Raw genomic sequence first — 12,600 nt, 5'->3', positions numbered from 1 at the left:
GAATATAAAAACACTCTTAAAGTAAGCTGGGTAAATAAACACTAAACATAACGACTTAGTCGCAATGGTGTAAATAAATTAATAAAACTGTGTTACGTTTAAATTATGTTGTACAAATAGGTTTATTTAATGAAGCCAGCTCCCCATATTTATGCATTAACAAACAGTAGTTTACTACTTGATGCATCGCATTTAGATGCTACAGATAGACTCTCTATTCAAAATAAAATTTGGGCTTTAACCAGCCACTGTAAATGCACTGCTGAATTTACCGATTTGGTGCCAGCCATGAACTCGCTCACTCTCTATCTAAAATCAGATAAACACTTAAATAAGTGGTTACAAGTACTACCTTCGCTGTGGAATGATATTAAAACGAGTACTTTTAAAGGGCAACATCACTTAATCGAAACCACCTACAAGGGTGAGGATATTAATTACGTGGCTCGTTATCACAATTTAAGCGCTGATGAGGTTATTAATATTCATAGTAAAACCAAATACCACGTTTTATTTTTAGGCTTTCAGCCCGGTTTTGCTTACCTACACGGCTTAGATGGGCAATTACATACACCAAGGCGTGATGAGCCACGCATTAAAGTTCCTAAAGGCTCTGTTGCGATAGGTGCTGCACAAACCGGAATTTACCCCGCAGATACCCCTGGCGGTTGGCACATAATAGGTCATACAGATACTGCTTTGTTTGATTCGACCTCTGAGCAGCCTTGTTTAATTCAACCAGGCGATACGCTTGAATTTGTTCCGCTAGTTAATAAAGGAGCAACTCATGATTAAAGTACTCAAAAGTGGTGTATTACTTACAATTCAAGATTTTGGCCGTGATGGCTACCGTCATTTAGGTGTAAGCAAAGCGGGTAGCTTAGACCCTTATGCACAAATAATTGCTAATAGATTACTTAACAATAGCGACAATGATGCCGTTTTAGAAATAACTGTTGGTTTGTGCGAGCTGGAATTCACCTGCGACACAGTAATTGCGCTTCATGGTGCAGATTTGCAAGCAACCCTTGATGGACAAGCAATTTACCCTGGTTGGACATACACAGTAAAAAACAAACAAGTACTGAGCTTTGCTACTGGTAGAGCTGGATTAAGAGCTTATTTAGCAGTGAAAGGCGGTATACAAAATACTGAAGTTATGGGCTCTAAATCTACAGATTTAAACGCATGTTTTGGTGGTATTGAAGGTAGAGCTCTCGCCACTGGTGATGAAATACCTATTACTCCTTATTATGGAGAGTTTATAAAAGTAGGCGCAATTGCTCCCGCCCAGCGCAAGCTTATACGACTGCACCCAAGTCCTCATGCTAATTTGTTAGGCGAGCCTTTACTTAACAACTTTGTATCTACCCCATTTAAAGTTAGTAGTAACAGCAACCGAATGGGCGTAAGGCTTGAGCATAAAAATAATTTGGCACATTCGCACTCTTTGCCATCACTAGGGGTGAGTCCTGGGAGTATTCAACTGCCACCGAATGGTGAACCTATCGTGCTACTTAACGATGGTCAAACAACCGGGGGCTATCCGCTTTTAGGGACTGTAATTGAAGCCGACTTACATCAATTTGCACAATTTAGACCTTTAGATACTGTTGAGTTTAAATATGTAACGTTTGAAGAAGCAGCAAAGGCGAAGCAGAAACTTGACGGGCACCTACATCAATTGAGCCTTGCACTTAAAAATAACCTATAAAATATTCTAGAATCAACACGCCCTAGATTTAAAAAATAGGTACCATGTAATAAAGGTTCAAATTCCGACGGCCGTTACCTTACTCGCCGTTAATATTATTTTAATGTATAGCTTGGTGTTTAATGACTAAATCAACTTCTACTATGCCGTGTGTATTAATAACTGGCTTTGCTCCTTTTGGTGGCGAAGCTATAAACCCTTCTTGGCAAGCAGTGCAAAAACTTGATGAAACTATCATCATGAAACACAAAATATGCACACTAGAACTTGCCTGTGAATTTAATACGTCTATCAGTCAGCTTATAAACGCCATTGAGTCGCACAATCCGGCGGTTGTTTTATGTATAGGCCAAGCTGGTGGGCGCAGCGAAATATCAATTGAGCGTATTGCAATAAACGTTGACGATGCACGCATTAAAGACAATGCAGGTAAGCAGCCTATCGATACACCAATAGAAAAAAATGGCCCTGATGCCTATTTTACAAACTTGCCAATAAAGCGCATGTTACAAGCATTGCACAACAGCAATATACCTGCTTCCATTTCCAATACAGCAGGTACTTATGTGTGTAATCACGTTATGTATGGTCTTATGCATTACATAAATGATCACTGCGCTGTAATGAAAGGTGGCTTTGTGCATATTCCTTATTTACCAAGCCAAGCTGTGCACCACAATGGCGCACCAAGCATGAGCGAAGAAACCGTTATTAATGCCCTGAGAGTTATGATTGCACAAGCTTTGAACAATAATAGCGACGTAAAAATAGCAGCAGGAACCACGCATTAACCACTTTGGTGCGATTACATCTAGCTTGGTGCATAAATTATTCTTAATTAATTGTAAAAGCTATGTGACTTGAGTAATTTTTTCTGATAAAACAAGGTTTCGCAGCACAGCAAATTGGCTCTGCTGCACACATAATAGGAATGAGGAGTTACTATGTGTTCAATTTTTGGGGTATTAGATATTAAATCTGATCCCACTCAATTGCGTACCCAAGCAATTGAAATGTCAAAGCTGCTTAGACACCGTGGCCCAGATTGGTCTGGTGTATATGCATCTGAAAAAGCTATTTTAGTGCATGAGCGTTTAGCTATTGTTGGTGTATCAAGCGGTGCACAGCCTTTATACAATCCTGAAAAAACAAATATTTTAGCGGTTAATGGCGAGATTTATAATCATAAAGAACTTGCAGCAGAGTTAGACGTTGATTTTACTTTTCAAACTCAATCAGACTGTGAAGTTATTTTAGCGCTGTATAAACAAAAAGGGCCTGACTTTTTAGATGATCTAAATGGCATTTTTGCATTTTGTTTATACGATGAAGAAAATGACGCTTACTTAATTGGCCGTGACCATATTGGTATTATCCCGCTTTACACCGGTCACGACGAGCACGGTAACTTTTACGTTGCTTCTGAGCTAAAAGCACTTTCTCCAATTTGTAAGCATATTGAAGAATTTCCACCAGGGCATTACCTGTACAGCAAAGATGGCAAAATGACGCCTTATTACAAACGTGATTGGGAAACATTTGATGCAGTTAAAGATAACAGCGCAGAAGCGCAAGACGTTAAAGATGCATTAGAAGCGGCCGTTAAACGCCAATTAATGTGTGACGTGCCTTACGGTGTATTACTTTCTGGTGGTTTAGACTCATCGGTTATCTCTGCTATTACCCAGCGCTTTGCTGCAAAACGTATTGAAGATAACGACGAAAGCGACGCATGGTGGCCTAAGCTGCATTCTTTTTCAGTAGGCCTTGAGGGCTCACCTGATTTAGCGGCTGCACAAAAAGTAGCTGACATGATTGGTACTATTCACCACCCTATCATTTTTACCATTCAAGAAGGTATTGATGCATTACGTGAAGTGATTTACCACATAGAAACCTACGACGTAACAACAATTCGTGCCTCTACACCTATGTACTTAATGGCTCGCCAAATTAAAGCTATGGGCATTAAAATGGTGTTATCTGGCGAAGGTGCTGATGAGCTATTTGGTGGTTATTTATACTTCCATAAAGCCCCTAACGCACAAGAGTTTCATGAAGAGCTAAACCGTAAAGTATCAAAACTGCATATGTTTGACTGTTTACGTGCTAATAAATCAATGGCGGCATGGGGCGTAGAAGCACGTGTACCGTTTCTTGATAAAGAATTTGTTGATGTTGCTATGCGTATCAACCCTGAAGCTAAAATGTGTAAAGATGGAAAAATTGAAAAACACATTTTACGTGAAGGCTTTGAAGGTTACTTACCTGATGAAGTGCTATGGCGTCAAAAAGAGCAATTTTCAGATGGTGTTGGTTACAGCTGGATTGATACGTTAAAAGAGTTTGTAAACGAGCAAGTAAGCGATCAAGAGCTTGCAAATGCAAAATTTAAATACCCTATTAATACACCAGATTCAAAAGAAGCTTACTACTACCGTACTATTTTTGAATCGCATTTCCCTGGTGATGCATCAGCTAAATGTGTACCGCATGGTAAATCGGTAGCGTGTTCGACTCCTGAAGCACTTGCATGGGACGCATCGTTCCAAAACAATGCTGATCCATCAGGTCGTGCTGCGGGCGTTCATAACGACGCATATGCAAGCAAAGGTTAATACTCTTTGTTTAGCAAAGCGTAAGCCTAAATGGCTTACGCTTCGCTTTATAGAGTTCACTTCCACCGAATCTGTTTTTTATAGCTCTGCAAATAACTTAAAAGGCTCAAGCGCTTTAATTGTTATTTATAAAAATGGGTTAACATCAAAAACAATGCAATATATTGCATCACAATCAATTCACCCAGCTACCGTATTTTTAAATCAAAATGAGATAACTAAACGCCATTGCAATATTCGCTGGTTTAACCAAACAAGTGAAATTAAACGCTGCGGACATGGCACTTTAGCGGCCGCTAATTTTTTAATAGGTTATTTGGGTTATTGCCCTGAAGTATTTACTTCAATGAGTAATGAGCGCTTTACTATAAGAGTAAAAAAACAACGCGCTCAGCTGTTACTAAAAAGCATAGAGCCTAAAAAAAGCGAGTTAGCTGAAGGTGAGTTACAAAGTGTGTTTTCAGTAGCAATAAAAGCAGCCTACACTACCGCTGATAAAAACGGTTATACGGTTGTGTTATTTAATAAAGAATTTAATAAAGAATTTAATAAGGAATTTAGTAAAAAATTCGATAAAGCAGTTGAAAAAGACGATTTAAAAAGCGTACACGTTGATTTTAAAGCTTTGTGTGCACTCCACAAAAATGCAGTAATTGCCCTTAGTATAAAAAATAAAGACAAGAAAAATGCCATAGCGCATTTTAGATACTTTGCACCCCAGTTTGGTGTTAATGAAGACAGTGCTACAGGCTCTGCGATATCTGTTATTGCCCCCCTTCTATTTAGACTGTACAGTTTAAATAAAGCCAAGCTTATACAACAATCAAATAATGGTGCATTGCTAAACTATGAGTTTAACAATGCTAAAGTTGTCATTTACTAAACATGACTTAAGTAACGTTTAAAGCGGTCTTAATAAGCACAGGGCAAAATAGTTACTATCGTCTTGCCATGTTTGCTCTAACTTTAAATTAGCTTGCGCTGCAAGCTGCTTAAACGACTCAAGCGTGTACTTGTGAGAGTTTTCCGTATGAATGCTTTCACCTTCTATAAAGTCTATTTGCTGATCATTTATAATCACGCTTTGAGTACAATTACTTACTAAATGCATTTCGATACGGCTATGTTGCTCGTTAAAGCGTGACTCGTGGCTGAAATTGTCTAAGTTAAATGTGCCATTTAACTCGTTATTAATACGTTGTAGTAAGTTTTTATTAAACGCGGCGGTTATACCTAACTTATCGTTATATGCATCAAGTAACACTTGGCGCTCTTTTACTAAATCAATGCCAATTAGCACATAGCCATTTAAACCACATAAGCGATGGAAATTATTCATAATTTCAATTGCTTTTACAGGTGCAAAATTACCAAGAGTAGACCCCGGAAAGTACACCAAATTAGTTTGACTGTCTAAAGCGGTGTCTTTGGTTAGCTGTTTGACCATTTGGCTATGTGTAAAGTCTCCTAATAATGGAGAAATTGCCAAATCTGGAAATAATGGTGACAAATGTGCAAGTGAATAACTGAGCATCTCCTCAGATATTTCAAACGGTACAAAGGTTTTAACGTTTGCCATATGCGCTAATAAATAGGCTACCTTTTTACCCGAGCCACAGCCGGGCTCTATAATAGAGAGGTTTTCAGGTAGCATTTGAGCAATCGACTTTGAGTGTTGCTCTAATATAGAAAGCTCAGTACGTGTAACATAATACTCTTGTAAGGTTGTTATTTGCTCAAATAATGCAGCACCTTTATCATCATAAAAATATTTACACGGAAGCGTTTTTTGTTGTTGAGTTAATCCGCTTATCACGTCGTTTAGAAATTCAGTGTCGGTTATGTTGCTTTGCTTAATCGCTGTTACTTGGCTCATACTATATCCTTAGCTAGTCTTATCCCGCTGCACATCCACGCTTGATGCGGGTAATAAAAATTTCGGTATGTTTGTCGTAAATGGTTTTGAGGGGTAAACACACACCCACCACGTAACACCATTTGGTTATTCATAAACTTACCATTGTATTCCCCTGCTACTCCTTCAATAGGCTTAAAACCGGGGTATGGTAAATATGCACTGTTCGTCCATTGCCAACACGAATCAGTTAACTGATTTATTTCAGTATCACTCTTTGCTTGCTGAGGTGTTAGGTAGTGATTATTAATCTCTGTTGAAGGTGTATTTTTAGCTGCATATTCCCATTCGAACTCTGTAGGCAAGCGAGCCTTTACAAAATTAGCATAGGCGCTGGCCTCAAAATAACTAACATGACAGATCGGGGCATTTAAATTGAGAAGCTCTAATCCATAGTGTGTAAACTCAAACCACTCGTTATCTATACAATGCCAATATAATGGTTGCGTTAGACTGTTGCTTTGTATATTTGCCCAACCGTCACTTAACCAATACTGTGGATTGCTGTATCCACCTGCATTTATAAAGTCTAAATATTCACCATTGGTGACCAACCTATTAGCAAAGTTAAATGAATGAATTAATACTTGGTGTTTGGGGCGCTCGTTATCATATGCAAATTCATCGTCGGCATTTGTACCTATATTAATAATGCCTTGCTCAAAATTTATAAAATTGAGAGGCTTAATATCTGCTGATTTGTTTTGGCTGTTTAAAGGCGATGTTTTATATTGCGGAAATAATGGATTTACTGAAAAGTTATATTTGATGTCCATAAGCATTAGTTCTTGATGCTGTTGCTCGTGGTGTAACCCAAGTTCAATAATATCTTTAATTTGTGGACTAACTTCAGTTTTAAGTAATTCAACCACACAGCTATCTACATGCTCTCTATAAGCTAAAACTTCATCTAAACTAGGTCTAGATAAACTACCTCGGTTTGCCCGTTTAAATTGCTCTCCAATCCCATTGTAGTAAGAATTAAAAAGCATTCGGTAGTGAGAGTTAAACACAGTGTACTGTTTACAGTAAACACTAAGTAAAAACGTTTCAAAAAACCACGTGGTGTGCGCTAAATGCCATTTGCCTGGGCTGGCATCTGCCATAGCTTGTAATTGGCAATCTTCTACAGTGAGTGGTTCAATAATAGCCAGGCTTTCGCCCCTAACGCTGCAAAAGCGTTTAACAAGTTCGTTTTGATTGGTATTGTTTAAAGCGCATTCACGCATAATAGTATTAATCCTTTGCCTATCTATTTATAAAATATAGCTTAGTGTTGTGTTAAATCATATTCATATTACAACTTGATTAAAGATGCTTATCAGCTTATAAATTTATACTAGCCCTAAAGGGAAATTTGCTCTTTGCAGCTCGTTTTTTAATTATTCTTACGTGCATGTAAGCATGCAGAATAACGCAGGAGCAGTTATCGAACCGTTAGGTTACAAACCTAGGATCGATTAAACAGCTCCTAAATTGAACAAATTTTAATCCTAAAAGATCAACAAGCCCTAGTATTTAAGCATTAATTAAGTTGCTTAAAAGTGATCTTTTTTTACTTAACTAAGTAAATTAATACTTTTAATAGCAAACTAAATTTTAACGTTCACTGAATTTATAATTTTAGGGCTTTTTAAATAAAAGAATCATTAATTTGGCTATATAAACAGCGTTTTAAATACAAATTCATTTACATTTAATATTTAACTCATACACTACTAGCTGTATGATCACTCTTCAAATTAGTTAGTCTTCAAATAATTACGGTATTACTTTTTACTTAATATTTAAAGGCTAATGTAATTCGATATGACGCCGAATTTATTTTGGCTTGTTAGGACAACTAAAGAGGTATTGCATGAAGGAAAATCATGACAAATATAGTATTGACAATACGGACTACACCGTAGGTCAGGACAACGTACAAAAGTGGGGTTTTGATATACACAACCCTGTTTTTGGAACTAGTGCGGGCCTGATTGTCATCTTTTTAATCGCCATACTTGTTACCGACCCACAAACTGCAAAAACAGCGCTTGATAGTATCAAGACCGATATTATTAATAATTTTGATGCCCTATTTATGTGGGCTGCTAACTTCTTTGTACTCTTTTGTTTAGCACTTATTGTTTCTCCTTACGGGAATATTCGCCTTGGTGGTGATGATGCTAAACCTTCTCACTCTCGAGTTTCATGGCTTGCTATGTTATTTGCTGCAGGTATGGGTATCGGCCTTATGTTTTGGGGCGTTGCTGAACCGGTTGCTTACTTTACTGGTTGGTACGAAACACCACTTAATGTAGCCGCTAATACACCAGAAGCTGCAAAATTAGCAATGGGCGCAACTATGTTCCATTGGGGTCTTCATCCTTGGGCTATTTACGCTGTTGTTGGTTTATCTCTTGCATTTTTTACGTATAACAAAGGTTTACCGCTTTCTATTCGTTCTATTTTTTATCCTATATTAGGTGATAGAGCATGGGGTTGGCCTGGTCATATCATTGATATCTTAGCTGTACTTGCTACGTTATTTGGCCTTGCAACATCTTTAGGTTTAGGTGCTCAACAAGCCTCTGCAGGTATTAACCATGTATTTGGTACAGAAGGTGGCATTGGCTCTCAAATTCTAGTTATTGCGGGTGTAACACTTTTAGCCATTGTTTCTGTGGTTCGCGGTATTGACGGTGGTGTGAAACTGCTAAGTAATGTAAACATGTTAATTGCTTTCTCATTATTATTGTTTGTTTGTTTAGTGGGCTTTGCTGTAGCAATGGGTAATGTACCGACTACCGTGATGGGCTATGTAGAAAACATTATTCCATTGAGTAATCCTCACGGCCGTGAAGACGAAACATGGATGCATGGCTGGACTGTATTTTACTGGGCTTGGTGGATTTCTTGGTCACCGTTCGTAGGTATGTTTATCGCGCGTGTATCACGTGGTCGTACAATTCGTGAGTTCTTAATTGCGGTATTACTCGTCCCTACTGCTGTTACCATTTTATGGATGTCTATATACGGCGGTATTGCTATTGATCAAGTAGTTAATGGTGTTGGTGCACTAGGCACTAATGGTTTAACTGATGTCCCTTTAGCTATGTTCCAGATGTTTGATGCATTACCTCTATCTAATATCTTATCATTTATTGCGATTATATTAGTGTTAGTATTTTTTATTACGTCATCTGACTCAGGCTCATTAGTCATTGATTCAATTACAGCTGGCGGTAAAATTGACGCACCGGTGCCACAACGTATATTTTGGGCAACGGTAGAGGGCGCAATTGCAGCGGCCTTACTTTGGATTGGTGGTACACAAGCAATCGAAGCACTACAAGCAGGTGCTGTTTCTACAGGCTTGCCATTTACTATTGTATTGTTGTTTATGTGTTTAAGCTTAGTTTTAGGTTTACGAACTGAGCCTCGCCCAGTTAAATAATACTTTTAGTAAGCAATACTTTTAATTAGTAACGAAAGCGCCGCAATTTTTGCGGCGCATTTTTATTTAACTATTTAAGGTTATACCCATTCGCTTAATAAAGTGATCTATTTTGTGGCAGGAAAAACTTCTCGATAGTAAGGCAAAATTTCTTTATTTAGTTGCTCTAAATGAGAAATTTTTAACGCAGCTAGCGTCAGGTTTAACCCTCAATATGATTAAAGTATTATTGCGTATTAGTATTATACCCACAACTCTGAGATTGGAGTATCTACACGGTAATGATGACTCAGTTGCGCTTGTAAAAGCTCAGCTGTGGCAAGTGCATCCGTTAACGCATTATGATTTTGGTACGCAGGTAGGGAATAACGCGCACGGCAATCTGTTAATCTGAGCGAGCCTAGTTTTGTATTAAATAATCGGCCTAATAAACCTTGCCTCTCTTTTAGTGCTCTTTTTTCTAGCTCCATTGTGTCAACAAGAGCAAACTCAATACCTTCTTTAAGCCTTAGTAATAACGCATTATTTAAAAAATGGCGTTCTATTGCGGCGTAATGTACCACGACAACTTTACCACTTAGCGCTTCAAGTAAAGGCTCAATAATTCGATTAAAGTCTGGGGCGTCATCGACCTCAGAGTGCGTTATTCTATGGATTAAAATAGACTCTTCATGCAGGTTACGTCTTGGTTGAACAACCCAATGCCGGCTGTGTTTGCAATAAATACGCTTTAAATTAAACGGCACTAAGCCAACACTCACAATATCGTCGTTTTGGCTATTTAAACCTGTTGTTTCAAAGTCCATTGCTACGAAAGGCACATCTTCTACAGCGGCTTTATCTTGATTATAAGCACCTGCATAAAAGTGTTTTAGAAGTTTATTTTCGGTGCTGTTGGCAAGCTCGTTATATCTAGCTTGCCAATCAACTGCTTTGTAATTACGCGGGTTCATAGGCTACTTCACACCTGAGTTTGCTGTGTAGCTAAATTTCAAATAGCTTTGTGCTTTTTCTAAAATAGCGAATGCCTCTTTCAAGTTTCGCTGTTCAAAAGGAGACAGTAAATGTGGGTCTAAGTCGTTATCAGGCTCTTCGCCCTTCTCTATTTGCCACGCTTGATGGCGAATTCGCATCATGGCAATATACTCAAGTGAATCACGTAAATCTTGCGCTTTACCCTGCGGTAATAGCTTAGCTTCAATAATGTCTTCTAATCGCTCAAACGAGTTTTGTTTACGCGAACCAATAGCTAATGCGTGTACACGTATAACATCAGAAAGTGGTGCAGTACCTCTTCGTTTTAAGTTCATTGAACGCTTATGTTGGCCGTTATGCTCCATAACAAAGCCTTTAAAAAAGCCAAGAGGTGGTGTCCTATTTCGAGCATTTGCCGCCATATTTGCTAGAAATATACGATTCACTTTACTTTGTTTCGCTATAAATATTTTAAGCTCGTCGGCCCACTTGGTTTTGCCCCATACACCGTCTAAATCAAAAAATATAGAGCTATTAAGCAGTGCTTGTGGTTTTGGCTGGGCTATCCAATCAGCAAATTGATCAAACCACTCTGAGCGAGTTTTACGCCATTTTTTAAACGACGCCATTATTTCTCCATCACAGTAGGTGTAACCACACTGCGCTAAGCCATCACACACAAAATCGGCAATACTTTGAAAATACGCGTTATGTTTTTCGTCATCGTAACTGTCATCTAAAATTAGTGCGTTATCTTGATCAGTTACAATAAGTTGCTCGTCGCGAGCCATTGAGCCCAGTGCAATAAAACAATAAGGAACGGGAGGTGGACCAAAATTTTCTTCAGCTAATACAAGTAATCTTTGTTTAAATGTACGTCCTATAACGGCCATGGCAGTACCAATCATGTGTGAATTTGCATCTTCATTAACCATACGGACAAATACATTGGGCAATTGGCGTGCATAATGGGCTAAATCCTCAATTGTTTGTTGAGCAAGTATGCCGCGTACAAGTAATAAGCTGCTTTGCGATTCGTAACGTAAAATATCAGAGAGGGAGATAACTCCTATAGGACGTCTTTTTTGTACTACGGGCAAATGATGGAGATTATCTCTGAGCATGGCAAGTACTGCTTCAAAAATATAGTCATTAGCGTCTAAAAGCACTAAGTTAGTAGACATAATATCTTTTGCTTGTGTATTAAAGCTAAGCCCTTTAGCCACTACTTTTGATCGTAAATCCCTATCGGTTATAATGCCAACGACTTGTCCATCATCTTCCTCAGGATCGTCGTTTATTGGTTTATTTACATCGGTTACCAAAACTGACGATACCGCCTCTTCGGTCATTAATTTAGCGATATCTTGTATTGTAGAGGTTGCATCTACGGTGACTACATCTCTGTGAATTAATGATTTTACTTTAGCTGTTGTAAGGTCATTGCCATCGGCTTGTTCAACAATAGCTTGATGCAAACGTACGTTACCGTCTGTTTCAAAGTAATCAGCAAACGCATCAAACTCATCACAGTAACGATTGAATAGCTCAACATTTATACAATAAACTAACGTATCTTCAAGAGCAGTTGCAGGAAAACGCACCTTACGGTTCATCAATAAACCCATTTGACCAAATATCCCTGCGATGGCCAAACGATTGTATAGCTCACCATTTCGGCGATACATTTCTACAGAACCACTTCTAATCACATACAAATCAGATATGTCTTGTCCAAAACTCAAAATATCTGTTTTTGCTCTAAAATAAGCAACTTCTACTTGTTGAGCTAGCTCATTAAGCGCTTTTTGAGGTAAGTCATCAAAAGGAGGATGTTGTGCTAAAAATTGTGCGATTTCAACTTGTTCGGCTTGCATAAATCCCTTCCTGTATGCGCATTAAAATGACTAAATCTGTTTTGCAGATTAACACTATCATC

10 protein-coding genes and 1 pseudogene are annotated in these 12,600 nt (G+C 38.3%); 7 read left to right on the top strand and 4 right to left on the bottom strand.

All coding sequences use genetic code 11. From position 1 onward, the window contains the following. Nucleotides 1-129: 129 nt before the first annotated feature. The 6 genes and pseudogenes from pxpB to I6E85_RS05870 all read left to right on the top strand — a co-directional run bounded on the left by pxpB (nucleotide 130) and on the right by I6E85_RS05870 (nucleotide 5,215). On the top strand, nucleotides 130-795 hold the full coding sequence (gene pxpB / locus I6E85_RS05895) for a 5-oxoprolinase subunit PxpB (protein ID WP_024590162.1): 666 nt from the start codon (nucleotides 130-132) through the stop codon (nucleotides 793-795). Then, nucleotides 788-1,714, top strand: a complete 927-nt coding sequence (locus I6E85_RS05890) for a biotin-dependent carboxyltransferase family protein (RefSeq protein ID WP_024590161.1) — start codon at nucleotides 788-790, stop codon at nucleotides 1,712-1,714. The genes pxpB and I6E85_RS05890 overlap by 8 nt, the downstream gene beginning before the upstream one ends. A 22-nt stretch (nucleotides 1,715-1,736) precedes the next feature. Then, nucleotides 1,737-1,844: pseudogene (locus I6E85_RS21190) on the top strand (5-oxoproline transporter, DUF979 family subunit); the annotation flags it as partial. Beyond that, a complete protein-coding gene (gene pcp / locus I6E85_RS05880; RefSeq protein WP_081709146.1) occupies nucleotides 1,837-2,505 on the top strand; it encodes a pyroglutamyl-peptidase I in 669 nt (222 codons plus the stop codon). The pseudogene I6E85_RS21190 and the gene pcp, both read left to right, overlap by 8 nt. A gap of 153 nt (nucleotides 2,506-2,658) precedes the next feature. Continuing rightward, nucleotides 2,659-4,332 (top strand): asparagine synthase B, encoded by a 1,674-nt coding sequence (asnB, locus tag I6E85_RS05875; protein ID WP_010552851.1) that lies wholly within the window; start codon nucleotides 2,659-2,661, stop codon nucleotides 4,330-4,332. Further along, on the top strand, nucleotides 4,316-5,215 hold the full coding sequence (locus I6E85_RS05870; protein ID WP_197236703.1) for a PhzF family phenazine biosynthesis protein: 900 nt from the start codon (nucleotides 4,316-4,318) through the stop codon (nucleotides 5,213-5,215). Before asnB ends, I6E85_RS05870 begins: the two co-directional genes overlap by 17 nt. Nucleotides 5,216-5,233: 18 nt before the next feature. Here I6E85_RS05870 and egtD read toward each other — a convergent pair whose 3' ends face one another. After that, the gene (gene egtD, locus I6E85_RS05865) at nucleotides 5,234-6,208 is read right to left on the bottom strand and encodes an L-histidine N(alpha)-methyltransferase (RefSeq protein ID WP_024590158.1); all 975 of its coding nucleotides are present in this window, start codon (nucleotides 6,206-6,208) and stop codon (nucleotides 5,234-5,236) included. Further along, nucleotides 6,205-7,476 carry an ergothioneine biosynthesis protein EgtB gene (egtB, locus tag I6E85_RS05860; RefSeq protein ID WP_024590157.1) on the bottom strand — a complete coding sequence of 424 codons (1,272 nt, stop codon included), beginning with the start codon at nucleotides 7,474-7,476 and terminating at the stop codon, nucleotides 6,205-6,207. Before egtB ends, egtD begins: the two co-directional genes overlap by 4 nt. Before the next feature lie 629 nt (nucleotides 7,477-8,105). Between egtB and I6E85_RS05855 the strand changes: the two genes are divergently transcribed. Beyond that, nucleotides 8,106-9,686 (top strand): BCCT family transporter, encoded by a 1,581-nt coding sequence (locus I6E85_RS05855; protein ID WP_024590156.1) that lies wholly within the window; start codon nucleotides 8,106-8,108, stop codon nucleotides 9,684-9,686. 242 nt (nucleotides 9,687-9,928) lie between these two features. Here I6E85_RS05855 and I6E85_RS05850 read toward each other — a convergent pair whose 3' ends face one another. Both I6E85_RS05850 and I6E85_RS05845 read right to left on the bottom strand, forming a co-directional pair. Continuing rightward, nucleotides 9,929-10,639: a 3'-5' exonuclease gene (locus I6E85_RS05850; protein WP_024590155.1), complete on the bottom strand. Its 711-nt coding sequence runs from the start codon at nucleotides 10,637-10,639 to the stop codon at nucleotides 9,929-9,931. A gap of 3 nt (nucleotides 10,640-10,642) precedes the next feature. Next, on the bottom strand, nucleotides 10,643-12,538 hold the full coding sequence (locus I6E85_RS05845) for a DUF294 nucleotidyltransferase-like domain-containing protein (protein WP_024590154.1): 1,896 nt from the start codon (nucleotides 12,536-12,538) through the stop codon (nucleotides 10,643-10,645). Between the last annotated feature and the right edge of the window lie 62 nt (nucleotides 12,539-12,600).

Source organism: Pseudoalteromonas sp. NZS71, from assembly GCF_015864715.1.
Taxonomy (GTDB): domain Bacteria; phylum Pseudomonadota; class Gammaproteobacteria; order Enterobacterales; family Alteromonadaceae; genus Pseudoalteromonas; species Pseudoalteromonas arctica.
The sequence above is the reverse complement of the archived record's forward strand: the minus strand, read 5'-3'. Positions and strand labels throughout refer to the sequence as shown.

Excerpts from the sequence above, each read along its gene's own strand:
- pxpB (WP_024590162.1), top strand. The coding sequence starts at position 130 with ATGAAGCCAGCTCCCCATATTTATGCATTAACAAACAGTAGTTTACTA.
- I6E85_RS05890 (WP_024590161.1), top strand. The coding sequence starts at position 788 with ATGATTAAAGTACTCAAAAGTGGTGTATTACTTACAATTCAAGATTTT.
- pcp (WP_081709146.1), top strand. The coding sequence starts at position 1,837 with ATGACTAAATCAACTTCTACTATGCCGTGTGTATTAATAACTGGCTTT.
- asnB (WP_010552851.1), top strand. The coding sequence starts at position 2,659 with ATGTGTTCAATTTTTGGGGTATTAGATATTAAATCTGATCCCACTCAA.
- I6E85_RS05870 (WP_197236703.1), top strand. The coding sequence starts at position 4,316 with ATGCAAGCAAAGGTTAATACTCTTTGTTTAGCAAAGCGTAAGCCTAAA.
- egtD (WP_024590158.1), bottom strand. The coding sequence starts at position 6,208 with ATGAGCCAAGTAACAGCGATTAAGCAAAGCAACATAACCGACACTGAA.
- egtB (WP_024590157.1), bottom strand. The coding sequence starts at position 7,476 with ATGCGTGAATGCGCTTTAAACAATACCAATCAAAACGAACTTGTTAAA.
- I6E85_RS05855 (WP_024590156.1), top strand. The coding sequence starts at position 8,106 with ATGAAGGAAAATCATGACAAATATAGTATTGACAATACGGACTACACC.
- I6E85_RS05850 (WP_024590155.1), bottom strand. The coding sequence starts at position 10,639 with ATGAACCCGCGTAATTACAAAGCAGTTGATTGGCAAGCTAGATATAAC.
- I6E85_RS05845 (WP_024590154.1), bottom strand. The coding sequence starts at position 12,538 with ATGCAAGCCGAACAAGTTGAAATCGCACAATTTTTAGCACAACATCCT.